The following is a 24052-nucleotide window of genomic DNA, read 5'->3' on the forward strand; positions in this document are numbered from 1 at the left end:
GCTACCTGGAGGACGCACCGGCGGGCCGTAGGGACAAGTGTTCCGGATGCAGCATTTCGGCGTACCGCAGTTGTTCGGGGATGCCGAACCCGTCGATCAGGGTCTGCGCGTGTGGGCGCAACTTTCGGCACCGGTCGTTGATCCCGCGGGTGACCGCCTTGGCCCGATCGGTGGACAGATACCGGTGCTCGATGTACCAGGCCTTGTCGTCCTCGATGACGCTGAGCGCGTACAGGTCGCACACCAGCTCCAGCAGATCGCGGGCCTCGGGATCCTGGCAGGAGTCGATTCCGGCGACGAACGCCTCCAACACGACTCGGTCGATGTGGGCGGTGGCCGCATGCAGCATGTGGTCCTGGACCGCGTTGAAGGCGTCGAAGTCGCTCATGTCCTGGGCCTTGCCTCTGAGCCGCCGTGCCACCGAGGTCAGCAGATACTCCTCGCGGTCTTCGAACATGTGCACCTGGGTGCCCCGGTTGAACAGGCTGCCCTCCTCCTCACTGTCCTGCCTGGCGTCCACGATGGTCTGGATGATCGTCTCGGCCGCAGTGCGTTTGAGCACCCGATCCCCGACGGCTTCGGCCGCGAACCGCACCCACCCGACCGGACTCATATCGGCGATGTCATCGGCGTACGTGGTCAGCAGCTGCTTGGCCACCAGTTGCGTCAGCACGTGGTTGTCGCCCTCGAAGGTGGTGAACACGTCGATGTCGGCGCGCAGGGCGATCAGCCGATTCTCGGCCATGTACCCGGCGCCGCCGCAGGCCTCTCGCGCCTCCTGGATGGCGCGGGAGGCGTGCCAGGTGTTGGCTGCTTTCAGTCCGGCGGCTCGTGCCTCCAGCTCACGCTGTTCCTCGGCGTCGGGCTCATCCGCGGTCTGCAGATCGTGGCAGCGGCCCACCAGCTCGTTCTGGGCGAACTGCAGCGCATAGGAGCGGGCAATGAGCGGGAAGAGCCGGCGTTGGTGCACCAGATAATCCATGATCAGCACCTCGCGTTCGGCTCCGTCGTCGCTCGGAGCGCTGAACTGCCTGCGCTGCAACGCATATCGGGTGGCGATATCCAGTGCGACCCGGGCGGCCGCGCCTGCGCTGCCGCCCACCGAGACCCGCCCGCGGATCAGGGTGCCGATCATGGTGAAGAACCGCCGACCGTCGCTCTCGATCGGCGACCGATAGTTGCCGTCGGGATCCACCTCGCCGTAGCGATTCAGCAGGTTCTCCCGGGGGACCCGGACGTGGTTGAAGACAATGCGCCCGTTGTCCACCCCGGGTAGGCCACCCTTGTAGTGGCAGTCCGAAGTGGTGACACCGGGCAGATCGTTGCCCTGCGCGTCGCGGATCGGCACCAGGAAGCAGTGCACGCCGTGGTTCTCGTTGCCTGTGATGAGCTGGGCGAAAACCGCTGCGACGGCCGCGGTTTCGGCAGCACCGCCGATGTAGTCCTTGCGGGCGGAGCCGGTGGCGGAGTCAATGACGAATTCCTGTGTGGCGGGGTCGTAGGTGGCGGTGGTCTCCAGTGACTGCACGTCGCTGCCGTGGCCGGTCTCGGTCATCGCGAAGCACCCGAGGAGGTCGAGGTCGATGACCTTCTCGACGTAGGCGCGATGGTGGCGCTCGGTGCCGAGGTTCTCCACGGCTCCGCCGAACAGCCCCCACTGGACTCCGGCCTTGACCATCAGCGACAGATCCGACATCGCCAGCATCTCGATCATGGTGATTGCCGCGCCGACATCGCCGGTGCCGCCGTGTTCCTTGCGGAAACTGTCGGCCGCGACGCCGGATCCGGCCATGATCTTGAGCTGCTCGGCGACTTTGGCTCGGGCGATCGCCGTGTTCGGCGTGTAGTGCGGACGGAACTTCTCATCGCACAGAGTGGCCCGGACCTGGTTTTTCACCGTCCGCCAGCGGCCGTCCAAAGTGTCACGCAGGGCATCGGAAGTGGTCACCTCACCCACCGTATCCAGCCGGGGCCGCCGGTAAACCGGGTTTAGATTACGGATGTGGGTCCGAAGCGCAGCCGGCTGCCGGCGCTGTGCGGTGTGCTGCTTGCCGGCGGCGCCGCGCTTGGCGGCTGCGCACCGTGCGATACCCCGGCGGCGACCACCGGACTGCAGTACCTCGGCCAAGTTCAACTGGCCTCGAACAGCACGTTCGCCGGAACCGTCGTGGGCGGCCTGTCCGGAATCAGCTACGACCCCGGCCGCGACTGCTACTACGTGATCAGCGACGATCGTTCGGCCAAAGGGCCGGCCCGCTTCTACACCGTGCGGCTGGCGGTGTCCGACCGCGGCGTCGATGACGTGGCGATCAGCGCCATGCATCCGCTGCTGGACGAGGGCGGGCGCCCGTTTGGGCCCCAGGCCTTCGACGCAACGCCGCCGGTCATCCCGCCCGACCCCGAAGGCATCGCCTTCGATTCCGGCCGGCAGCGGTTGTATTGGTCGTCGGAGGGGGAGCGGCGAACCGACGGCCCGCGCGGTGCGGTGCTGGCCGACCCGTGGGTGCGGACCGCCGGGCTCGACGGCAGCTACCTCGGCCAGTTCACCATGCCGCCGCAGCTGACGATGTCCGCACAGGACACGGGGCCGCGCCGCAACACCACCCTCGAAGGCCTGACGCTGACCGCCGACGGGCGGATGCTGTTCGCCGCTATGGAAGGCCCGGGCTACGACGACGGACCGCTGCCGGATCGCGTCCACGGCGCGCTGACTCGCGTCACCGCCTACCGGCTCGATTCCGACGCGGGCCCTGGCGCACCGGTCGCTCAGTACGCCTACCCGCTGGAGCCCGCCACCGGAGCGGCCGAAACCAACGGTCTCACCGACCTGGTGGCACTGTCGGACACCGCGTTCCTGGTGATCGAGCGTGCTTTCAGCGATCGTCCGACGGTGCGGCTGTTTCGCGCCGAGATCGCCGGCGCCACCGATGTGCTCGGTATGCCGGCGCTCGCCGGCGTGGCCGTGACTCCGATGGCCAAGACATTGTTGGCCGACCTGTCCAACACGCCCGGGCTGGACCCGCTGGACAACATCGAGGGGCTGACGCTGGGTCCGCGTCTGTCCGATGGCCGGCAGACGGTGGTACTGGTCAGCGACGACAACTTCTCGCCGCGCGAGGTGACCCAGTTCGTCGCCTTCGCCATGCCCGCCGGCTAGCTCGGACAACGGTCATCGCCGACGCGACAGTCCCACGCAGACCGAATGCAATCTGGCGCCGCGGAATTGACGTCTTCGGAATGTCATCGGAGGTGAATGACGATTTCAAGTATAGAAATGAGTCACCTTCATCATTCGACTGATACCGTAACCCGGGTGTGGTACGACTGCTGGTCAGCGACGAGGCTGAGATCACGCGTTGGCTGAGTCGACCGACCGGCGTGCCGATGCGACGCGCCAGCAGATCATCCGTGCCGCTGCGCATCAGTTCGCCCAGCGGCCCTTTCACGACGTCGGCCTGGACGACATTCTGTCTGAAGCGGAATTGACCAAGGGCGCGATGTATTTCCATTTCCGATCTAAGCATGCGCTTGCCTTGGCTGTCATCGACGAACAACTCGCGAGGACCGGCACTGCGATCCGGGGATTGGTGGACCGCAAGCTTTCCGGCCTGGAGACGATGCTGGACGTGGGCTACCTCATGGCGGTCGAGGACCTCACCAGTGACAGTGCCCGGGCGATGCTGCATCTGCTCCCCGTGGTCGGCGGTGCTGAGGGGCTGCAGGCCACCGTGCTCAACAACGCGATTCAGGCGTTGAGCGTGGTGACCGAGCGGGCTATCGCCGAAGGGGACGTCCTCGACCGCGACCCGCAGGATGTGGCCCGGATGATGGTGGCGCTGTACCTGGGTTTGCGGCAGGCGGGCAATCTCGATGAGCCCGAACAGTTTCTGCGGGAGCTGGAGCGGATCTGGTCGGTTGTGCTGCCCAGTGTGGTGCCTGCCGATCGCATCGACTATTTCGTTCAGTTTGTGCGGCGCCGTACTGCGTTGGCAGTCAAGACCACGTCGGCGGGAGCGAAGTCAGCAGCACCCGACAGCGAGGTCGGCTGATGGCGCGCCAGGTCCGGTCCGAGGCGACCCGACGCAAGCTGCTCGACGCGGCCATCGACGTATTCGGCGAGGCCGGCTACGTCGCCGCCGGGCGAACCGCGATCATCGAGCGGGCCGGGGTGACCAAGGGAGCGCTCTACCACCATTTCGACTCGATGGACTCGTTGGTCACGGCCATCATCGAGGGCGGTTTCGCCACCGTTTTGACCACATTCCGGAGCATGTGCCAGCCGTCTTCGCCCGCACTGGAGGGGATGATCCACGGCATGTTCGCGGTCACCGAGGTGCTGTCCGTCGACAAGGAGGCGCGCGCTGCGGGTCACCTGGTCTTCGCGCTGGCCGAATCCAACGAGTTGGGGGCTGAGGTCGGCGGTGAATGGGCGGACGCCGTTGCCGATCAGACCGCGCGCGCAATCGCCGAGGGCGACCTGTGCGAGGAACTCGATGCCCGCCAGGTTGCCGAGTCAATCACCTCGGCGATGCTCGGGACGTGGCTGATGACGCACTACGCAGGTGACAGCATCGGCCGGGTCACCCGGATGTGGGAGACGCTGCTGCCCGCGATCGTGGTGGCCGACTCGCTGCCGTATTTTAGGCAGTTCCTGGCCCGCGACGCGCTGCGCTATCAGAACGGCAGTGACGGCAGATCAGTCGTCGAACCCTGACGGCGCTAGCGCTCCTCCAGCCACAGTTGCTCGGTGAGGTCTTGGAACGTCGCGAGCGCAACCCGGTCGTCGGCACGTTCGAGCGCTGACTTGCTCATCAAGGCGCGCACCGTCGAGCCGTCCCGATGTTCCAGGGAAACAACGAGATTGGCCAGGGAGTGCATCACTGACAGCGCCGACTCCTCAGCAGGCGGAACCTGACCGAAGATCTGTCGGAACTCCAGGGCCAGCACCTCTTCCTGGGTGTAGCCCAGCATGGCGGCGAACCCGGTGTTGGCGAACAAGATGGTGCCGTCATCGGCGATCGCGAGCACCGGAACCGGGATCCGCTCGAGAGCGACCAGGGCCGGCAGCTGCCGCAGAGTATCCATCGGTGCCAGAGGGGTTTGCGTGTTCCGCCGTCGCTCCATAGGTCTGATTATGACGGCCACCGCCGGTACCGCGGGCGTTGTTCGCCGCCGCCGCGTGCTGAGAGCGGCGCCGGCAACAACTAGGGTATCAACGTGACTTGACGCACAGTCTTGTATGGATTGAACACCATCCAAAAGGTATGTACTATCTCCGGTTATGCGAGGGACGGGTTTGTACGGATCGGGCACGCTGCGGCGTGCGCCGGGGCCGGCGCCGGTGAGTTCCTCCCAAAGCTTCGCCCGGGGCACCTTGAGGGGTCCGCATCGCCACTTGCCGCCGCATGCCGAGCCGCGTTGGTGCACCGCACCGACCGCAGCGCTCGCCGGCAGGCAGCCGGGGGTGCGGTTGTGTGCCGCTTTCTACCGGGCGATGTTCTTGTCAGATCACCAAAGCCTGGCTGTCGGCCAGGAAGGGCATCGCCATCCAGCGTGACGCCAGCATTGCTTCGGCGGCGGGACCCGGCACCGGGCGGGAGAACAGGAATCCCTGCGCGCGGTGACAGCCGTGCCGCATCAAGGTGAGCGCGGCCGCTGAGGTTTCCACGCCTTCGGCGACCACCTGCAGGCCGAACGCCTCGGCCAGGGCGATGATTGCTCGGACGATCGCGAGATCACCCGGGTTGACGCCCAATTCCCGGACGAACACGGTGTCGATCTTCAGGGTGTCGACCGGCAGATCCTTCAGGTGTGACAGGACGGCATAGCCGGTGCCGAAGTCGTCGATCGCGATCTGCACCCCGGCTTCGCGCAGTTCCGCCAGGGTGCGACGGGTGCTTTCGATGTTCTGCACCACCGCCCGCTCGGTGATCTCCAGACACAGCGAGCCGGGGCGTAGGCCGAATTCGTGGATGGTCTCGACCACGTTCTGGACGAAACCGCGGGCGGCCAACTGGACCGGCGAGACGTTGACGCGCAAGGTGGCGTTGGTCCGGACGCCGTTGGCCTGCCATTGACTGAATTCCGCGCACGCGGTGCGCATCACCCAGCGGCCCAGATCATCAGCCAGGTTGGCGGATTCGGCGATGCTGATGAATGAACTCGGCAATAGCAACCCGCGGGTGGGATGTCGCCAGCGGACCAACGCTTCCACCGCGACGATGGCGCCGCTCCACAGATCGACCTCGGGCTGGTAGTACAACAGCAACGACTCATCGTCGATCTTGCCCTGCATGTGCAGTTCGATGTCCTTGCGGAACAAGCTCTTCAGCGACATGTCGTCGGTGGAACTGACGGTCTGGTTGCCGCCGCCGCGTTTCGCGGCCAGGACGGCCTCGTCGGCGCGGTGCAGCAGGCCGGCGCTGGTGTCCTCGCCGGGCAGCCCCACCGTCACGCCCACGCTGACCGTGCTGTTGACCGTGTGGCCCTGGATCTCCACCCGTTCGCGCAGTGCCCCTTGCAGCCGGTCGGCGAACGTCTCGGCGCTGGCCATCGACATCGGCCAGTCCGGGATGACGACGAACTCGTCCCCGCCGATCCGGGCCGCCATCGTCCGGTTCCCGGCGTACGCGCGCAGCCGCCGGGCGAAGTCCTGAATGAACCAGTCACCGGCGGCGTGACCGAGATAGTCGTTGATCGGCTTGAGCCGGTCGAGGTCGATGTAGAACACACCGACCGGTCCGGGGTTGCCGGCGACGAGTCGCTCGGACAGGTGCGCAACCAGCGCACGACGATTGTGCAGACCGGTCAGGTCGTCGTGATCGGCCAGATAGCGCAGCCGTTCCTCGGCCGCGACGCGGGCCTGCAGCTGCGCGAACAGCGATGCGATCGCCTCGATCGTGTTGAGTTCTTCGGGCCGCCACTTGGGTCGGCGGAACTTGACCAGGCCGAGCATGCCGATCGTCACCGGGCCGGAGATCAGCGGTGCGGTGGCCACCGACAGCGATTCGATGGCATGGTCCATCGCCATCTGGCGCACATAGCCGGACTCGTCCGGCTCCGGCCGGATGACTGCGACCCGCTTGCCGTGCGCGCAGGTGGTGAAGACCGGGTCGGCGGTGGTGAAGGAGACGACCGCCAAAGGGTCGGGCTCCGGGGCGTCGGTGCGCGGCGGCCATTCGGCCACCAGCTTGGAGGCCCTGATCTCGTGATCGTTGTGGCGAAGGAATCCGGCATCGACGTTGAGCTGCTCCACCAGCGTCTGCAGCACGCGTTCGCTGACCGCGGCAGCCGTCGATGGTGTGGTGGCCATCAGTTGGGCGGCGATCGAGGTGACCAGCGCCAATCTATCCGCCACGATGTCCTTCCCCCGAAGACCGGCAGCCCAGTGGGCGAGCCGACGGGCCGCAGGAGGCCTAGGATCGCTTCGGGCCGATGCCGCTGTCGAGCATATTCGAAAAGGCCGTCAAGCTGGAAACTTCTCAGCCGAATTGCGGCTGCTAGAGCGATCGGCGGTGTCCGACGGCGCCGACCCGCTGCACCCGGCTCCGCCGCGCTTGCGATCGGCGGTGTCCGATGGCGCCGACCCGCTGCACCCGGCTCCGCCGCGCTTGCGATCGGCGCTGTCCGATGGCGCCGACCCGCTGCACCCGGCTCCGCCGCGCTTGCGATCGGCGCTGTCCGATGGCGCTAGCGCACCGGTCGGGTCGGGGCGGCCTCGGCCAGGAATCGGTGCAGGACCTCAACCGCGTCGGCGAGCGTCCGGCGGTCTTCGTCAGACAGCCGGTCCAGTTCCGGGTCGAGCGCCGCCGCCCGGTCCTGGCGGACTCGCGCCATGGTCTCGACGCCCTTGTCGGTGATCCGGATCAAGACGGCGCGGGCGTCGAGCGGGTCGGGGGTGCGTGTGGTCAGACCCGCGTCCTCGAGTCGGCGCACCTGGGTCGTCATCGTCGGTTGGGAGCAGTGGTCCACCGCCGCCAGGTCGGAGATCCGGGCCACATCCAGGTCCTCGATAGTGGACAAAAGTCGAGCCTGTGCTCCCGGGATGGGCAGCGCCACTCGCTGGGTAGCGAGCCGGTTGAGCCGGGAGACAACGCAGAGCAAATCGGCGCCAAGGCTGACTTCGACGGGGGCTACCATCGGGCAAGTATTTCACAACCGTGAACGAAAGTGGACCAGCTTGGTCCGCTCAGCGTGGGGCGCTCCGAGCGACTGGCAGAATCGACGGGTGACCAAGACCGGCCAGGGCGTTAACCGAGTCCGGGCGCGGTCCATGCAGCCCGTCGAGATCGCACAGGCCGCCGTGATGGCGGCACTGTGTGCGGCGACCGCGATCATCGCGGTCGTGGTGCCCTTCGCCGCTGGCTTGTCGCTGCTCGGCACCGTCCCGATGGGACTTCTGGCCTACCGCTACCGGATCCGCGTGTTGATCGCCGCCACGGTCGCCGCCGCGATCATCGCATTCCTGATCGCCGGCATGGGCGGCTTCATGACTGTGGTCAACAGCGCCTACATCGGCGGGTTGACCGGCGTCATCAAGCGCCATCGCCGTGGCTTGCCCACCGTGATCGTGGCCTCCGCTGTTGCCGGCGGCATCTTCGGCACCGCCATGGTGCTGGCATTGACCGTGTTGTCGCGGCTGCGACACCTGATCTTCGACGCGATCACCGCCAATGTGCACGGCGTCGCGGCAGGCCTGTCGCGCATCCCGCTGCCGGAATTCCAGCAGGTCGCCCAGGATCTGAACGGATTTCTCGGTGCGCTGCTGCACTACTGGCAGTGGCTCATCCTGGCCCAGATGACCATCGGCGTCATGATCGTGTCGCTGCTCGGGTGGTGGGCGTTGTCGCGGGTGCTCGACCGGCTCCGCGGGGTGCCCGACGTACACAAACTCGACCTGCCGGTCGAGGCCGGCCCGGTGGCGCCGGTCCCGGTCCGGCTGGATCAGGTGCGGTTCCGCTATCCGCAGTCCGACCATGACGCCCTGGGGCCGGTAAGCCTGCAAGTAGCCGCAGGCGAGCACGTCGCGATCACCGGTGCGAACGGGTCGGGCAAGACCACCTTGATGCTGTTGCTGGCCGGGAGGTCGCCCACGGGGGGCACCGTTGAGCGTCCCGGCGCGGTGGGGCTCGGTGCGCCCGGGGGCACCGCGGTGGTCATGCAGCATCCAGAGAGCCAGGTTCTGGGCACCCGGGTCGCCGACGACGTGGTGTGGGGCCTGCCGCCGGGTACCAGCATCGATGTCGACCGGCTTCTCGGCGAGGTCGGCCTGATGGGGTTCGCCGAACGCGATACCGGCGGCTTGTCGGGCGGGGAACTGCAACGGTTGGCGGTGGCGGCGGCGCTGGCCCGCGAGCCCGCGCTGCTGATCGCCGACGAGGTCACCAGCATGGTCGACCCGCAAGGGCGCGAGGCGCTGTTGGGCGTGCTGTCGGAGCTGGCCGGGTGCTCTGAACGGCGCTGCACGTCCTTGGTGCACATCACCCACTACAACGACGAGGCCGGCAGCGCCGACCGGACCATCGACCTGTCCGGGTCGCGTGACAACACCGCCATGGTGGAGACCGCCCAGGTGCCCGTCGCATCCGGCAGGCAGGCAGTCCGACGTACTGGCCCGCCGGTGCTCGAATTGTCCGGCGTGGGACACGAATACGCCAGCGGTACGCCGTGGGCCAAGACTGCGCTGCGGGACATCAGCTTCAGCGTCGATGAGGGCGACGGTTTGTTGATCCATGGCGGCAATGGTTCGGGCAAGTCCACCCTGGCGTGGATCATGGCCGGCCTGACGACCCCGACCACCGGTAGCTGCCTGCTCGGAGGCCGGCCCGCCGACCAGCAGGTGGGGGCTGTGGCGCTGTCGTTCCAGGCGGCCCGGTTGCAGCTGATGCGCAGCTACGTCGGGTTGGAAGTGGCTTCTGCGGCAGGCTTTTCGCCGCGTGACCATGCCAGGGTCAGTGCCGCACTGGCTGCTGTCGGGCTCGACGCGGCGCTGGCTGGCCGGCGCATCGACCAACTCAGCGGCGGCCAGATGCGCCGCCTGGTGCTGGCGGGCCTGTTGGTCCGGTCTCCTCGAGCGTTGATCCTCGATGAGCCGCTGGCCGGCCTCGACGCCGCCAGCCGGGACGGCCTGCTGCGACTGCTGGAGGATCTGCGGCGGGAAACCGGTCTGACTGTGGTGGTCATCTCGCACGATTTCGACGGCCTCGGCGAGTTGTGCCCGCGAACCCTGCACTTGCACAACGGTGTACTGGTGCCGGCGCCGGCAGGTGCGGCGTGACGGGGGAGACGCGCAGCACCCCTCGGCCGGTGGTGTTGCTGCGGCCGGTTCCCGGCGACTCCGCCGTGCACCGACTGTGGGCCGGGACGAAGCTGATCGTGGTCTTCGGGATCTCGGTGCTGCTGACCTTCTATCCCGGCTGGGCAACGATCGGTGCGGTGGCGCTGTTGGTGTTCGGCGCGGCCAGGATTGCTCGTATCCCTCGGGGCGCGCTGCCTTCGGTACCTCGCTGGCTGTGGGTGCTGCTGTTGGTCGGAGGCGGGACTGCGGCCATGTCCGGCGGTGACCCGGCCGGCTTGGGCGGGCTGTTGTACTTCCTGCGAATCACCGCCCTGTCTGTCGTGCTGCTGGGGCTGGGCGCGCTGGTGTCGTGGACCACCAATGTCGCGGAGATTGCGCCCGCGGTGGCCACTCTGGGGCGACCGCTTCGGCTGCTTCGGATTCCCGTTGACGAGTGGGCGGTGACGGTGGCGCTGGCGCTGCGCGCGTTTCCGATGCTGGTCGATGAGTTCCGCGTGCTCTACGCCGCGCGGCGCCTGCGGCCCCGGTCCCGTCCGCGCACCCGCCGGCAACGTCGGCGCCGCTGGGCGCGTGAGGCCATCGATCTGATCACCGCGGCCATCACCGTCACTCTTCGCCGGGCCGACGAGATGGGGGACGCGATCACCGCTCGTGGTGGCATAGGCCAGATTTCGGCGTCGCCGGCGCGGCCGGGGTTGGCCGATCTGGCGGTCCTGGTGATTGTGGTCGTGATGTGCGGCACGGCAGTGGCGCTTGAACTGACGGTGTTGCCCACAGCTGTCTGACGACGCGCCACCTCCTCCGCGAGATTGCACTCACGCAAGTTTCCTGCCGGATTTTCCTGCATGGTTGCAATCTCGGGGAGCTGTCGGTGCCTACGCGCATCCTTGCGCGTCATGAAGGCATTTCTCGGCAGCGAAGCCGTCGCTGCGGGCGAAGTATCCCGGGATCGACTGGGACGCCGGTGCCGGCGGATCTTCCCCGACGTCTACCTTCCCGCCGACCAGACGGTTCCGTCATTACTGGACCGCGTCGGCGGAGCCTGGCTGTGGTCGCGTCGCCGCGGCGTCATCGCCGGTGTTGCGGCGTCCGCGCTGCACGGCGCGTGCTGGGTCCGCGACGACACGGGCGTCGAGATGCTGCTGCGTAACGGCCGGCCACCGAGCGGGGTGATCACGCGTAACGAGGCTGTCGCCAATGACGAGCTGACGTTTGTCGGGCGCATACCGGTGACCACCCCGGCACGTACCGCTTTTGACTTGGCACGCCACCTACCGCGCGGGCAGGCCCTCGCGCGGCTGGACGCCTTGATGCGGGCGACCCCGTTCGCGGTCGAGCGTGTCTTGATGCTCGCCGATCGCTATTCAGGCGCCAGGGGACTGCGCCAACTGCGGGAACTGATGCCGCTCGTCGACGGCGGTGCGGCCTCGCCCAAGGAAACGTGGTTGCGACTCCTGCTCCTTGACGCCGGATTGCCCGTGCCTACGACGCAGATTCCCGTGCACATCAACTGTCACCTGTTCGCGATGCTCGACATGGGGTGGGAAGAGTTTCGCGTCGCGGCTGAGTACGACGGGGACCAACACCGTACCGATCGCCGCGAGTACGTCCGTGGTGAACGCCGGCAGCGCAAGCTGCCGCAATTGGGTTGGCTCAACATCAAGGTGATCGCCGAGGATCGGCCGGCCGAGGTGATCGAACGCGTCTACCGTGCGCTGAGATCGCGGGGATGGAAAGGCGCCTTGACGCCGAGATTGCAGGCACGCAGGTGATTTCGCGGCCTTTCCTGCATGATTGCAATCTCGGGCGGGGTGGGGATCGGCCGCGGAGAGGTTACCGGCGTGCGGCCACGTTCGCGGCGTCCTGCGCTTGGGATAGGGCCGTGCTGACGTCGGAGCGGCCGAGGAACATCTCATCGAAATAGGGCTTGATGGCCTGGTTTCCGGCGGGAAACCCTGCACCGCCGCCCGGCGCCGGGATGCGGGGCCCGTTGAGCACCGAGAAAAAGGGTGTGACGTCGACCCCGCGCCGCGCCCAGTAGTCGAAGTAGACCCGCTGTGCGCTGAGCACCGCCGGTATCGCCGCACCTTGTCGCCCCAGGTATGCGTTGCCCTCGCGGCTGCCGAGCCAGGCCAGAACCTCGCGCACCGCTGCGGGGTGCTGCGATGCGGCGTTGCCGGCGGCGGCGATCCCATTGGTGACGCTGACCCGTCCGGCCGGCCCGGCAGGCAGCAGCGCCACACCCCAGGAGAACGCGGCCTGCTCGGCAACGGCCGCCAGGTTGTAGGTGCCCGACTGAAACAGCGCCATCTTCCCGGCCAGGAACTGATTGCGGGAGAAGTCGCCGTTGGTGTTGGTCTCCGAGGCCGGCGGTGCCACGTGGTCGCCGTTGATCAGCCGCACCAGGTAGTCGAAGGCGCCGACCGCTGCCGGGTTGTCGAAGGCGAAGTCGTCGCCACGCTGGAACACCCCGCCGGCCGAGCCGATGTAGTTCAGATAGATCCCTTGCGGGTCATTGGCCGCGTTGTAACCCCACTGCCGGATCCGTCGCTCGTCAAAGCCCGAGGTGCCCGCGCTGCGCCCGGCGCTGTCGAGGGTGAGCCGGGCCAGCAGCGGGCGCAGCGTGTCGTGTGCGCCGTGCGGATCCCAGCGCAGTTGGTCCAGCTGAGCGGAAGCGATCCCGGCAGCGGCTAGCAGATCCGCGTTGTAGTACACCGCGATCCCGGCGTCGGTCAGTTGCGGGACTCCCCACAGCGTCGCGTCGCGGGTGAACTGGGTGATCACCGATGGTTCCCAATCCGCGCCCGCCGCATCGATCTTCATCAGCCGCCCGTTGTCGGCGTAGCCGGCCAGGTAGGCGTCGGAGAGCCAGAAGATGTCGTCGGCGCCGCCACCGGCGACATCGGTGCGCAACGTGTCGAAGTAGGTCCCGTAGGAGACGACGTTGACGCGTACCTCGATTTCGGGGTGCGCTCGTTGGAACGCGGCGAACGACTGCCGGTAGGCGGTTGCGACCTGCTCGTCCCACAGTCGTACCGTCACCACCGTCGTGCCGGCGGTCGACCGGGTCGAGGCGCCGTCGAGCAGCACCGCCGCGGCGCCGAAGAGGGCGGCCAGGACAACCGCCGCCGCGGCGAACAGGGTGGAGAACCGCGGCCGGCTCACTTGATCCCCGTGACGACGATCGACTGCACGATCCGGCGCTGGAACACCATGAACAGCACGATCAGTGGAATCATCGCCACCGTGGTTGCCGCCATCACCAGCGTCCATTGCGCGTTGTAGCGGGACTGCAGGGCGGCGGTCGCCACGGTGAGCACCCGCCACTTGTCTCCGCTGGTGATCACCAGCGGCCACATGAAGTTGTTCCACTGCGACACCACGGTGATCAACCCGAGGGTGACCAGGATGGGCCTGCTGGCAGGCATCATCACGTGCACGATCACGTCCAGGGTGTTCGCTCCGTCGAGGCGCGCGGCGTTGATCAGATCATTCGGGACGGTGCGGAAATGCTGACGCAACAGGAAGATCGCGTACGGGGAACCGAACACGAACGGCAACACCAACGCCCAGAACGTATTCCGTAGACCCAGCTGCGCCATCATCAGGTACAGCGGCACCACGGTCACGGTGGCCGGCACCATCAGGGTTGCCACATACACCCAGAACAATTTGTCGCGACCCGGGAACTCCAGCCGCGCGAACGCGTAGGCAGCCAGCACCGAGAAACTCAGCTGTCCCAACACGATCACCGCCGTCATCAGCGTCGTGACCGCCGCCGCCCGGCCGAAGCCGGCACCGCCGAGGTCGCCGTAATTGTCCAGCGTCGGTGGGTGGGGCCAGGACAGTGGGGTACCGGTGGCGAATTGGCGTGCCGGAGTGAACGACGTCAAGAGGCCGAGCCCGAAGGGCGCAAGCGTGATGAGGGCGCCGAGCGTTAGCAGCGCGTAGATCGCCGAGGCGCGAATGTGCTTGTGCGGACGAAGCAAGTTGTTGATCAACATCACCTGGGGTAGCTCACGGGGACTTTTTGGTAAGCGTAGGCGGCGGCCTGGGTGCGGTTGTGGACGCCGAGTTTAGCCATGATGGCGCAGACGTGGGTGTTGGCGGTTTTGGTGCTGATGTAGAGCGCGGTAGCGATTTCAGCATCGCTGTGGCCGGCGGCCAGGAGCTCGAGGACGTCGCGTTGGCGCTTGGTGAGACCGCGGGGGTCAGTGCTGGTGTCCTTGCGGCGGCGGTCGGGATCGCGGCCGCGCAGCTGGGCGAGGCGTTGCTTGGCGCGCCGGGCCGCGCAGCGGGCACCGAATTGGCGGAAGGTGCCCACAGCGGCCTCGACCGCGTCGACGTCACCGCCGAGTTGAGCGATGGCGGCATCGTAGGGGCAGCCCCGGAGGACCCAGTCCTGTACCGCCGCGCGCCAATCCCCATTGATCTCACGTTCATACGGCGTGGCAGCGATGACGTCGACACCCGACACGCCTGCGGCCAGATGAGCCCAGCGCAGCAGGGAGCCCCCGAGCCACGCGTACGCCGGGCCAGGCACCGTGAGGATTTCGGCCGCGCAGCGGCGGGCCGCCTCGTCGTCGTCGGCGAGCCAAGCGGCCTCGGCACGCGCGGCGCAAACAGGCAGGCGTAGCAGGCTGCCCGTGGCGGACTCAAGGGCTTCGTCGAGCAGCGGCCAAACCGGTTCCTCGCCGCGGCGTGCCCGGATCAAGGCGATAGTGATCAACGGCGCGATCCGATGTTGCGGGGCCAATTCGGACTGGGTCAGGATCTGCTCGGCCGCCAGCGCGGCAGACGTCCAGTCGTCGCCCGCCAGGCCGGTCAGCGCCTGCAGCCCCACCACCAGGGCCTCGAACATGCCGAGGTCGCGGTGGTCGAGGTAGGCCGCAACTTCGGCAAGGTGACGCTGGGCGCGACCGAATTCGCCGCGCACGACTGCGAACGTGCCGAGGAGAATGCCCAAAATCGCGCTGTGTTCCTCGGTTCCAGGGGTCGCGGCCGCTTCTCGCCACACCTCCTCGAATTCATCCCAGCCGGTGTCGCTGCAGAACACCGTGGTGAGCGCCGCATATCCACGGGCGTGGACTACCACGGCAGGGTCGCTGAATCGGGCACCGAGGGCCTTCGCTCGGGCCGCGTATCGGGCACAGGCGGGGTCCAGGGCCAGAGCGGCGGTATGAGCCATGTTGATCAGCGACCAGGCCAACTGCGGGGAAGGCCCAAGGCCTTCGAGCAGCCGCAATGACGTGTGCGCTGCTGCCGAGGCTTCGGCGTGACGTCCCAGCAGCTGCAGGACGTGCGACAGCCGTCGCAGGTCCTCAGCCTCTTGGTGGGGATCCCCCAACTGCTTGCGCAGCGCGATCGCTTCTTGCCATGACAACGCCGCCGATTCGGCCTGGCCGGTCAGATAACTGCTGAATGCGTGCCGTTCGAGCCACAACACCCTTTGCTCGTCGGGGATGGTGTCGGCATGGCGCAGCACCAACGCATAGAGGTCGGTGGCCTGCCGATTGGCGCCGAATTCTGCGGCGCGCTCGGCGGCCACCGGGCCGTAGACGATGACCGCGTCGGTGTCGCCGGCCTGTTCGGCGTGGAAGGTCAACGCAGCCAGCGTGTCTGGGTCGATCGGCGGTTCGGTCAATGCGGTCAGCGCTCGCTTGTGCAGCACTCGTCGCTGATAGTCGGGGATCTGTTCGACGACGGCGCGGCGGGTCAGTTCGTGGCGGAATCCCACTGCGTCTGCATTGGCTACCAGCACCCCGGCGGCGAGGCATTCGTTCAGAGTGCCTGCCGCACCAGGCGATACCGCCTCGAGCAGGGCGGGGTGCACCCGAGGCCCGCAGATCGCTGCCGCCTGCGCGGTCTCGCGCCCAGCGGCCGACAGCCGCGCGAGCCGGCCCCGCACGGCCTCAGAAATGCTGCACGGCAGCCCGCCATCGCCCAGCGCATCAGGCCCGGAGGCCACCATCTCCGTTACGAAAAACGAGTTCCCCTCGGTAAGCCGATACAACGCTTGGGCGTTGACGCCGCTGCCGGCGGTCAATGCGCCGACCGCCGCGAGGCTGAGCGGGTCCAACGTCATGCGCGTCACCGTCGCCCAGGTCGCCACATCACCCAACAGCACGGCCAGCGGGTGGGTCGGGCCGATCTGGTCGTCGCGATAGGACGCCAGCAACAGCACCGGCATCGTGTCGATCCGCCGGGCTAGATGACGCAGCAGATCCAGGGCGGCGCAGTCTGCCCAGTGCAGGTCTTCGATCACACACACCGATGCGTTGCCGTCGCCGACGACCCCGACCAGTCGGGCATAGATCGCCTCGGTGTCTCCGGAATCGATGGCGGCGCGTATCGAGGTTGCCTGATCAGCCGGCAGGCCGGTGAGCATGTCGATGAATGGGCCTAAGGGCCGAGGGGTGGCCAGCCCGTCGCACCAGCCCCGCAGCAGCCGGGTGCCCGGATCGAGCGTGGTGAGAAATTGGGCGATCAGAGTGGTCTTGCCCGCCCCGGCTTCGCCACGCAGCAACACCAACTGCCCGTGCCCTCGGGTGGCGGCCCGATAGCAGCGATGAAGAGTGGCCAGCGTCGTGTCGCGTTCGAGCAGACGGCTCACCACGGCCAACCCCCCTCCCGAATCGGGTCTGGGACCGTGCATCCCGGAGCAAATATCAGGTAATTACCTGATGCGCCGTGGTTGGGCCGCCCAGCACACTCCCAAATGAGCGTGGCGGGCGGTCTGCCACGGGCATCAGCACACCGCCATCTGATCAGGATGCGGAATTGAGCCTAGCCCGCCAGCCCCCGCCCGCGCCCACCAAATAGCACGAAACCAGGCACGTGACCACCCACAACAAAGGAGTACCGGTGAAGCGTTCAGTAACGGTTGCCGCAGCGGCGGCAGCAATCGCGGTCGTAGGTCTGTCTGGGTGCTCCAGCGACAAGAAGACGGAAAGCGTCCACGAATCCCACTCGAGCTCCGCCAGCTCCTCGAGTGGATCCAGTGCGTCGGTGAACGTCGGGGGCGCTGCGGCAAACACGAAAGTCACCATCGACGGCCAGGACCAGAACGTCAGCGGCACCACCGTGTGCACGACGATGGCCGGCGACGTCAACATCGCGATCGGCGGCGCGGCCACCGGCATCGCCGCGGTGCTGACCGATGCCAACCCTCCAGAGGTGAAGTCGGTCGGGTTGGGCAACGTCAACGGGGTGACGCTGGCATACACCGCGGGCACCGGTCAGGGTGAGGCCAAGGCGACCAAGGACGGCAACGAATACAAGATCAGCGGTACCGCGACCGGGATCGACACCGCCAACCCGATGCAGCCGGTGAACAAGCCGTTCGAAATCGACGTGACTTGTTCTTAACCCGGTTCGTCGTGTTGTAACCCGTTGCGCCGGGCGGGGCGTGTTCAATGATGGGCACGAACCGTCCAGCTAGGGGCACCAATGTCAACGCCGGCGCTCAGCATGTCACGGCAGATGCTGCGGCGTCGGCCGGTCAACGGTGCACCGGTGGCCACCGGGGGCACGAACCACCTGCGACGCAGGCTCGGCGGCTTTCGGCTCACCATGTTCGGCGTCGGCTCGACGGTCGGCACAGGGATCTTCTTTGTCTTCCCGGTCGCGGTGCCGCAAGCCGGCCCGGCAGTGGTCGTTTCATTCCTCGTCGCCGGGGCTGCAGCGGGTCTGGCCGCGATCTGCTACGCGGAGTTGGCTTCGGCGGTGCCAATTTCGGGGTCGGCGTACTCATACTCCTATGCCACGCTCGGTGAATTCATGGCCGTCGTCGTCGGGGCGTGCCTCCTGCTCGAATACGGGGTGTCCACCGCCGCGGTGGCAGTTGGGTGGAGTCAATACCTGAACAAATTGTCACTCAATGTCTTCGGATTCGCTGTACCGCAGGCTATTTCATCGGCACCATGGGATTTCGAAGGTGGTTTCGTCAATCTTCCGGCTATCGTCTTGGTGACAATTTGTGCGGCTATGTTGATCGGCGGCACCAGCGAATCGGCCAAGGTCAATGCCGTAATGGTGGTGATCAAGCTCGGCGTGCTGCTGATGTTCGCGGTGATCGCGTCAACGGCGTTCAGAGCGAACCACTTCACTGACTTCGCCCCTTTTGGATTCTCGGGAATCAGCTGGGCCGCGGGCACGATCTTCTTCTCCTACGTCGGGCTTGACGCGGTATCCACCGCCGGCGAGGAGGCCAAAGACCCGCAGCACACGATCCCGCGGGCAATCATCGCGGCACTGCTGATCGTGACCGGTGTCTATGTGATTGTCGCGGTGGCCGCGATGGGCAGCCAGCCGTGGCAGAACTTCGAGTCGCAAAGCGCGGGCCTGGCCGTGATTGTGGATCACATCACCGGAAACCGCTTGGGCAGCACCGTCTTGGCCGCGGGCGCGGTGATCTCGATCTTCTCTGTCACTTTGGTCACGATGTACTGCCAGACCCGCATCCTTTTCGCGATGGGTCGCGACGGCCTGCTGCCGGCGACGTTCGCCAAGGTCAACCCGCGTACCCGGACACCCGCTACCAACACCATGATCGTCGCGGTCGTGGCGGCGGCCCTCGCCGGTCTGGTGCCGCTTCAGCGTCTGGCCGAAACGGTCTCCATCGGCGCCTTGACCGCGTTCATTGTCGTGTCCGTGGCGGTGATTGTGCTCCGGGTCCGGGAACCGGATCTGCCCCGCGGATTCAAGGTGCCCGGCTATCCGATCACACCGATCTTGTCGGTGGTGGTTTGCGGATGGATCATGTGCAGCCTGCACCGGTACACCTGGATCGTGTTCACCGGCTGGGTAGCGATCGCGTTGATCTTCTACCTGCTGTGGGGTCGCCGTCACAGCGCGCTCAACGGAGGTTAGTACACAAGCATCGCAACGACTCGGCTCACGTGAGGTCGTAGCTGACCCGCCGGCCCAGCGAGAGCTGCTGAACCACAGTCACCCCGACCAGTACGGCGAAGAGCACCAGTGCCATCACCGCGGCCCGGCCGATCGCCGCAGCCCCGAACGCCTCTTCGTAGATACGGTGTGCGATCAGGTCGGTACGGCCAGCGGGTCCGCCGCCGGTCAGCGCGTACACGGTGTCGAACACCTGCGCCGCGCTGACCACGCCGGTGACCAGCACGAAGAACATGGTGGGCCGCAGCATCGGCAACGTGACCCGCCAGAACCGCTGCCACCCGTTCGCCCCGTCGATGCGCGCCGCCGAGAGCACCTGGGTGGGGATGGCCAGGATGCCGGCCAGGAAGAACAGGGCGACGTAGCCGACGTTGGTCCACACCACCACCGCCGAGGTCACCGGCAGTGCCAATCCGGGATCGGTCAGCCATTCGATGCGGTGCCCGAGCACGGTGCTCACCGCGCCGTCGGTGGGGCTCAGAATCCAGCGCCACAGCACCGCGATCGCCAACGGTGCGCAGATCCACGGCAACACGTACACGGTGCGGAACATGCCGCTGCCCGGCAACCCGCGGGCCAGCAAGACCGCCACACCCAGCCCCAGCACGGTCTGCAGCGGGACGACGAACGCCGCGAAAAGCACCGTCACCACAAGAGAATTGCCGAACACCGGATCGGTCAGCACCGATCGCCAATTCTCCGCGCCGACATAACTGATCGTTCCCAGCAGATCCCAGCGATGCAGGCTCAGCCACACCACCACCAGCATCGGCAGCAGCAGGAACGCCACCACGCCGAACAGGCTGGGTGCGAGCAGCGCATAACCCAGCGCCGCAGAACGGGGGGCGCGGCTCATAGGTGTATTAAAGCGCTTGCGCCGACTCAAAATCGGGTCTTCATCCGCTCGAGCACCCCGGGGACGTCATCGAAGGAGTAGGACTCGCCGGCCAGGGACGTCACCGTGCCGCGATAGGTCCCGGCGAGCTGCCAGTAGTCGATCGCGGCCGCGACCAGATTGACCTTGACCGCTTTGCGCCCCGCGGGCGTGAACATCACATCGAGTCGGTGGTCGCGGTCACGGACATGCACGGTCGACAGCGGATGGTCGGAGTCGAAGTCGAACCGGACCCCCGCGAGTGGCTCCACCGCACCGGGAACCCAGTTCGACGACTCGTCATCGTCGTCGGTGAACTCCGGCCGGTCGACGAAGTTGGAGCCCACCACACCACCAGCCATTGCGACGGCAAAGGTGCCCCACGTCCAGAAGGTCGAATACGGGAACTGCGAACGATGCTCATCGAGGATGGCGAAGTCGCGCGCTCGCTGGAACACATAGGTTCGGTCACCCACGGTGAGTGTGCCGCTGACCGGAAACGGCTGCTTGAACGTGTAGTAGTCGATCGCAGACGTGAGCTTGGCGCTGATGCTGAGCGGTGGCGCCGCGTGCTCGGCATGCAGTGTCAGCGCACCGGTAATCGCGGGCCCGCGCTGGTCTGCCGCACAGTCGATCCGCACGGTGGCCGTGCCGGCGTCGGCATCGAAGTCGTAGCCGAGCAGGTAGCGGCGCGTCTTGACCCGGCACCGGCCGCCGTGCAGCAAATCGTCGGGCAGGCCCAGGGTGGCGCCCCGCAACCGAGCACTCTTCTCCACCAGGACCCCGGTCGCCTGGTCGCGGACGAACAGCTCCGACGATGCCAGGTACTTCACGTCCTGCATGATCATGGCGCCCGACATCTCGGGGTGGATCAGGGCGAAACCGACCCACTCCTTGAGCCGGAACTCGCGCCAGAGGCGAGACAGGCCGGAGTGCGCGTCGACCGGGTTGGTGTCGCGGACCCGGCCATCGAACCGGCCGTAGCGTCGAACACCGTCTTGAACCAGTCGCTGGGGCGCTGTCACGCCGTGATCATGAATTGACACCTATGCCGTGGTCAACCATCGGCACGTCGTTACGGTGGACTGGTGACAGCGAACCGGGGGATCGACGCCGAGTTTCTGGCCCTGCCTCGCCACGAGCTGGCCGACGCCGCCTTGTCGGCGGCCAGAGCGGCCGGCGCCGAGCATGCCGACCTGCGGATTCACCGGATCGCGACCGAGGTCATCCGGTTGCGTGACGGTGAGTTGGAGACCGCCGTCGTCAACCGCGAGCTCGGCTTCGCGGTGCGGGTGGTCGTCGACGGCACCTGGGGCTTCGCCTCGCATGCCGAACTGGCCCCGGATGTCGCGGCGGACACTGCCCGCCGTGCCGTTCAGGTCGCCAAGACGTTGGCTGTCCTCAACGCCGAACGAGTCGAGCTGGCCGCCGAGCCGGTGTACCGCGACGCGACGTGGGTGTCGGACTATCTGATCGACCCGTTCGAGGTACCCACCGCTGACAAGATCGACGTGCTGGAGGACTACTCGGGCCGCTTGCTCGCCGCCGACGGGGTGCATCACGTGACCGCCGCGTTGACCGCGGTCAAGGAGCAGACCTTCTACGCCGATGTGTTCGGATCGTCGATAACCCAGCAGAGAGTGCGGCTGATGCCGGTCTGCGACGCGGTCACCGTCGGACCGGACGGCTTCGACTCGATGCGAACGCTGGCGCCGCCGACGGCACGCGGTTGGGAGGCGGTGGCCGGTGACGACGTGTGGGACTGGTCGGGTGAGCTGACCGAACTGCCGGTGCTGCTTGCCGAGAAGGTCAAGTCACCCAGCGTGGTACCGGGACCGACCGATTTGGTGATCGACCCGACCAACCTGTGGCTGACCATCCACGAATCCATCGGCCATGCAACCGAATACGATCGAGCCATCGGTTACGAGGCGGCCTACGCGGGGACGTCGTTCGCGACGCCGGACAAGCTCGGTGCCCTGCAATACGGCTCGCCGGTGATGAACGTGACCGCCGACCGCACGGTGCCCTACGGGCTGGCCAGCATCGGCTACGACGATGAAGGCGTGGCCGCCCAGAGCTGGGACCTGGTGCGCGACGGGCGCTTCGTGGGGTACCAGTTGGACCGAGTGTTCGCGCCCAGACTGGGGCAGTCTCGCTCCAACGGGTGCTCGTACGCCGATTCACCGCACCACGTCCCGATCCAGCGGATGGCCAATGTGTCGCTGCAGCCGGGAACCGAAGACCTCTCCACCGCGGATCTGATCGGCCGAGTGGACAACGGCATTTACATCGTCGGCGACCGGTCGTGGTCGATCGATATGCAGCGCTACAACTTCCAGTTCACCGGGCAGCGGTTCTTCCGGATCCGTGACGGCCGCCTGGACGGGCAACTGCGTGACGTGGCGTATCAGGCGACCACCACTGATTTCTGGAATGCGATGGAGGCCGTCGGCGGCGCCTCGACGTGGCGATTGGGCGGGGCGTTCAACTGCGGCAAGGCGCAGCCCGGTCAGGTGGCCGCGGTAAGTCATGGCTGTCCGTCGGCACTGTTCCGGGGGATCAACGTGCTCAACACGCGCAGCGAGGGGGGCCGGGAATGAGGATCGGACCGCAGCAGGTCATCGACACCGCGCTGGCGGCGGCCAAGAGCGACAACACCGAGACCATCGTGCTGGTCACCGACCGGACCGAGGCGTCGCTGCGCTGGGCCGGTAACTCGATGACCACCAACGGGGTGTCGAGCAGTCGAACCACCACCGTCATCTCGGTCGTCTCCGACGACGAGGGCTCACGGGTCGGCTCGCTGTGTTCGGCAGAGGTAGACCCGGCGCTGATCCCGGAGTTGGTCGCGGCCTCGGTGGAGGCGGCCGCGGGCGCACCGGAGGCCCGCGATGCCGCGGCACTGCTGGGCGGCACAGCCCTACCGGAGGACTGGGACGCCCCGGTCCCGCAGACCGGCGCGGAGGCCTTCTCCGATCTGGCCACCTCACTGAGCCGGGGTTTTCAGAGTGCCGACCAGCTCTACGGTTTTGCCCGCCATGAGGTGGAGACCACGTTTTTGGCGTCCTCGACCGGGTTGCGGCGGCGTTTCACCCAACCCACCGGGACGGTGGAGATCAACGCCAAGCGCGATGGGGCCAGTGCCTGGGCGGGGATCAGCACCCCGGATTTCGTAGATGTGCCGACGGATTCGCTGCTGGAGCAGCTCTCGACGCGACTGGGCTGGGCGGCGCGCAGTGTCGAGTTGCCGGCCGGGCGCTACGAGACATTGATGCCGCCTTCCACGGTCGCCGACATGATGATCTATCTCGGTTGGACGATGGGCGGACGCGGAGCCCAGGAAGGCCGCACCGCGCTTTCGGCGCCCGGCGGCGGCACCCGGGTGGGGGAGCGGCTGTCCGAACTGCCGCTGACGCTGTACTCCGACCCGCACGCGTTCGGGCTCGAGTGCGCGCCGTTCGTGGCAACCGGCACCTCGTCGGAGACCGCATCGGTGTTCGACAACGGTCTGGACATCGGTTGCGTGGACTGGATCCGCGGCGGGGTGATCAACGCGCTGGCCTACCCGCGTGCTGCGGCCGCAGAGTTCGGCGTCCCGGTCGCCCTGGCTGCCGACAATCTGTTGATGACGGGCGGGTCGGCCAGCATGGACGAGATGATCGCCTCGACCGAGCGCGGTCTGCTGCTGACCACGCTGTGGTACATCCGCGAGGTAGACCCGACCACATTGCTGTTGACCGGGCTGACCCGCGACGGCGTCTATCTGGTCGAAGACGGCAAAGTGACTGCGGCGGTGAACAATTTCCGGTTCAACGAGAGCCCGCTGGACCTGCTGCGCCGTGCCACCCAGGCTGGTATCGCCGAGCCGACGCTGCCCCGGGAGTGGGGTGACTGGGCGACCCGGGCGAGCATGCCGTCGCTGCGAATTCCCGACTTCCACATGTCGTCGGTGAGTCAGGCGCAGTAAT

Annotated in this window: 19 protein-coding genes; 10 read left to right on the top strand and 9 right to left on the bottom strand. The window is 67.0% G+C overall.

Annotated elements, in window-relative coordinates; all coding sequences use genetic code 11:
- Position 1: 1 nt before the first annotated feature.
- Entirely contained in the window at positions 2 to 1948 is a 1947-nt protein-coding gene (locus ACKY0W_RS08155) for an acyl-CoA dehydrogenase (RefSeq protein ID WP_409437133.1), read from the bottom strand.
- A gap of 54 nt (positions 1949 to 2002) precedes the next feature.
- Here ACKY0W_RS08155 and ACKY0W_RS08160 point away from each other — a divergent pair, with 54 nt between their 5' ends.
- From ACKY0W_RS08160 to ACKY0W_RS08170, 3 genes are all read left to right on the top strand, one after another.
- Positions 2003 to 3157, top strand: a complete 1155-nt coding sequence (locus ACKY0W_RS08160) for an esterase-like activity of phytase family protein (protein WP_409437134.1) — start codon at positions 2003 to 2005, stop codon at positions 3155 to 3157.
- 199 nt (positions 3158 to 3356) lie between these two features.
- A complete protein-coding gene (locus tag ACKY0W_RS08165) occupies positions 3357 to 4049 on the top strand; it encodes a TetR family transcriptional regulator (protein ID WP_406758210.1) in 693 nt (230 codons plus the stop codon).
- Complete coding sequence (locus tag ACKY0W_RS08170; protein ID WP_409437135.1) at positions 4049 to 4714, top strand: TetR family transcriptional regulator; 666 nt, start codon at positions 4049 to 4051, stop codon at positions 4712 to 4714. Before ACKY0W_RS08165 ends, ACKY0W_RS08170 begins: the two co-directional genes overlap by 1 nt.
- Positions 4715 to 4719: 5 nt before the next feature.
- Here the strand turns inward: ACKY0W_RS08170 and ACKY0W_RS08175 are convergent, their stop codons facing one another.
- The 3 genes from ACKY0W_RS08175 to ACKY0W_RS08185 form a co-directional block, all read right to left on the bottom strand.
- Positions 4720 to 5085 (bottom strand): PAS domain-containing protein, encoded by a 366-nt coding sequence (locus ACKY0W_RS08175; RefSeq protein WP_406758212.1) that lies wholly within the window; start codon positions 5083 to 5085, stop codon positions 4720 to 4722.
- Positions 5086 to 5503: 418 nt separating this feature from the next.
- On the bottom strand, positions 5504 to 7312 hold the full coding sequence (locus ACKY0W_RS08180) for a putative bifunctional diguanylate cyclase/phosphodiesterase (protein ID WP_406758413.1): 1809 nt from the start codon (positions 7310 to 7312) through the stop codon (positions 5504 to 5506).
- A 377-nt stretch (positions 7313 to 7689) separates the two neighbouring features.
- Positions 7690 to 8139 (bottom strand): MarR family winged helix-turn-helix transcriptional regulator, encoded by a 450-nt coding sequence (locus ACKY0W_RS08185; protein WP_406758213.1) that lies wholly within the window; start codon positions 8137 to 8139, stop codon positions 7690 to 7692.
- A 133-nt stretch (positions 8140 to 8272) separates the two neighbouring features.
- Between ACKY0W_RS08185 and ACKY0W_RS08190 the strand changes: the two genes are divergently transcribed.
- From ACKY0W_RS08190 to ACKY0W_RS08200, 3 genes are all read left to right on the top strand, one after another.
- Complete coding sequence (locus ACKY0W_RS08190; RefSeq protein WP_409437691.1) at positions 8273 to 10276, top strand: ATP-binding cassette domain-containing protein; 2004 nt, start codon at positions 8273 to 8275, stop codon at positions 10274 to 10276.
- The gene (locus tag ACKY0W_RS08195; RefSeq protein WP_409437136.1) at positions 10273 to 11082 is read left to right on the top strand and encodes a CbiQ family ECF transporter T component; all 810 of its coding nucleotides are present in this window, start codon (positions 10273 to 10275) and stop codon (positions 11080 to 11082) included. Before ACKY0W_RS08190 ends, ACKY0W_RS08195 begins: the two co-directional genes overlap by 4 nt.
- A 111-nt stretch (positions 11083 to 11193) precedes the next feature.
- On the top strand, positions 11194 to 12069 hold the full coding sequence (locus ACKY0W_RS08200; RefSeq protein WP_409437137.1) for a hypothetical protein: 876 nt from the start codon (positions 11194 to 11196) through the stop codon (positions 12067 to 12069).
- 61 nt (positions 12070 to 12130) lie between these two features.
- On the opposite strand, the gene ACKY0W_RS08205 is transcribed toward ACKY0W_RS08200, so the two are convergent.
- The 3 genes from ACKY0W_RS08205 to ACKY0W_RS08215 are packed head-to-tail and all read right to left on the bottom strand — an operon-like array spanning position 12131 to position 16910.
- Positions 12131 to 13462, bottom strand: a complete 1332-nt coding sequence (locus ACKY0W_RS08205) for an extracellular solute-binding protein (RefSeq protein ID WP_409437138.1) — start codon at positions 13460 to 13462, stop codon at positions 12131 to 12133.
- Complete coding sequence (locus ACKY0W_RS08210; RefSeq protein ID WP_409437139.1) at positions 13459 to 14301, bottom strand: carbohydrate ABC transporter permease; 843 nt, start codon at positions 14299 to 14301, stop codon at positions 13459 to 13461. The genes ACKY0W_RS08205 and ACKY0W_RS08210 overlap by 4 nt, the downstream gene beginning before the upstream one ends.
- Positions 14301 to 16910, bottom strand: a complete 2610-nt coding sequence (locus tag ACKY0W_RS08215; protein ID WP_409437140.1) for a helix-turn-helix transcriptional regulator — start codon at positions 16908 to 16910, stop codon at positions 14301 to 14303. The genes ACKY0W_RS08210 and ACKY0W_RS08215 overlap by 1 nt, the downstream gene beginning before the upstream one ends.
- Before the next feature lie 251 nt (positions 16911 to 17161).
- Here ACKY0W_RS08215 and ACKY0W_RS08220 point away from each other — a divergent pair, with 251 nt between their 5' ends.
- Positions 17162 to 17665: a lipoprotein LpqH gene (locus ACKY0W_RS08220; RefSeq protein WP_409437141.1), complete on the top strand. Its 504-nt coding sequence runs from the start codon at positions 17162 to 17164 to the stop codon at positions 17663 to 17665.
- Positions 17666 to 17746: 81 nt separating this feature from the next.
- The gene (locus ACKY0W_RS08225; RefSeq protein WP_409437142.1) at positions 17747 to 19168 is read left to right on the top strand and encodes an amino acid permease; all 1422 of its coding nucleotides are present in this window, start codon (positions 17747 to 17749) and stop codon (positions 19166 to 19168) included.
- 25 nt (positions 19169 to 19193) lie between these two features.
- On the opposite strand, the gene ACKY0W_RS08230 is transcribed toward ACKY0W_RS08225, so the two are convergent.
- Both ACKY0W_RS08230 and ACKY0W_RS08235 read right to left on the bottom strand, forming a co-directional pair.
- Positions 19194 to 20063, bottom strand: coding sequence for a carbohydrate ABC transporter permease (locus tag ACKY0W_RS08230; RefSeq protein ID WP_409437143.1), 870 nt, complete (start codon positions 20061 to 20063; stop codon positions 19194 to 19196).
- A gap of 26 nt (positions 20064 to 20089) precedes the next feature.
- Positions 20090 to 21106 (bottom strand): DUF2804 family protein, encoded by a 1017-nt coding sequence (locus ACKY0W_RS08235; RefSeq protein WP_409437144.1) that lies wholly within the window; start codon positions 21104 to 21106, stop codon positions 20090 to 20092.
- A gap of 63 nt (positions 21107 to 21169) precedes the next feature.
- On the opposite strand from ACKY0W_RS08235, the gene ACKY0W_RS08240 reads away from it, so the two are divergent.
- Both ACKY0W_RS08240 and ACKY0W_RS08245 read left to right on the top strand, forming a co-directional pair.
- Positions 21170 to 22684 carry a TldD/PmbA family protein gene (locus ACKY0W_RS08240; RefSeq protein WP_409437145.1) on the top strand — a complete coding sequence of 505 codons (1515 nt, stop codon included), beginning with the start codon at positions 21170 to 21172 and terminating at the stop codon, positions 22682 to 22684.
- Positions 22681 to 24051 carry a metallopeptidase TldD-related protein gene (locus ACKY0W_RS08245; RefSeq protein ID WP_409437146.1) on the top strand — a complete coding sequence of 457 codons (1371 nt, stop codon included), beginning with the start codon at positions 22681 to 22683 and terminating at the stop codon, positions 24049 to 24051. Before ACKY0W_RS08240 ends, ACKY0W_RS08245 begins: the two co-directional genes overlap by 4 nt.
- Position 24052: the final 1 nt, after the last annotated feature.

This window comes from Mycobacterium sp. SMC-14, from assembly GCF_046250075.1.
In the GTDB taxonomy this organism is placed as follows: domain Bacteria; phylum Actinomycetota; class Actinomycetes; order Mycobacteriales; family Mycobacteriaceae; genus Mycobacterium.

Excerpts from the sequence above, each read along its gene's own strand:
- ACKY0W_RS08200 (WP_409437137.1), top strand. The coding sequence starts at position 11,194 with ATGAAGGCATTTCTCGGCAGCGAAGCCGTCGCTGCGGGCGAAGTATCC.
- ACKY0W_RS08245 (WP_409437146.1), top strand. The coding sequence starts at position 22,681 with ATGAGGATCGGACCGCAGCAGGTCATCGACACCGCGCTGGCGGCGGCC.
- ACKY0W_RS08185 (WP_406758213.1), bottom strand. The coding sequence starts at position 8,139 with ATGGTAGCCCCCGTCGAAGTCAGCCTTGGCGCCGATTTGCTCTGCGTT.
- ACKY0W_RS08230 (WP_409437143.1), bottom strand. The coding sequence starts at position 20,063 with ATGAGCCGCGCCCCCCGTTCTGCGGCGCTGGGTTATGCGCTGCTCGCA.
- ACKY0W_RS08170 (WP_409437135.1), top strand. The coding sequence starts at position 4,049 with ATGGCGCGCCAGGTCCGGTCCGAGGCGACCCGACGCAAGCTGCTCGAC.
- ACKY0W_RS08190 (WP_409437691.1), top strand. The coding sequence starts at position 8,273 with ATGCAGCCCGTCGAGATCGCACAGGCCGCCGTGATGGCGGCACTGTGT.
- ACKY0W_RS08210 (WP_409437139.1), bottom strand. The coding sequence starts at position 14,301 with ATGTTGATCAACAACTTGCTTCGTCCGCACAAGCACATTCGCGCCTCG.
- ACKY0W_RS08225 (WP_409437142.1), top strand. The coding sequence starts at position 17,747 with ATGTCAACGCCGGCGCTCAGCATGTCACGGCAGATGCTGCGGCGTCGG.
- ACKY0W_RS08175 (WP_406758212.1), bottom strand. The coding sequence starts at position 5,085 with ATGGATACTCTGCGGCAGCTGCCGGCCCTGGTCGCTCTCGAGCGGATC.
- ACKY0W_RS08180 (WP_406758413.1), bottom strand. The coding sequence starts at position 7,312 with ATGGCCACCACACCATCGACGGCTGCCGCGGTCAGCGAACGCGTGCTG.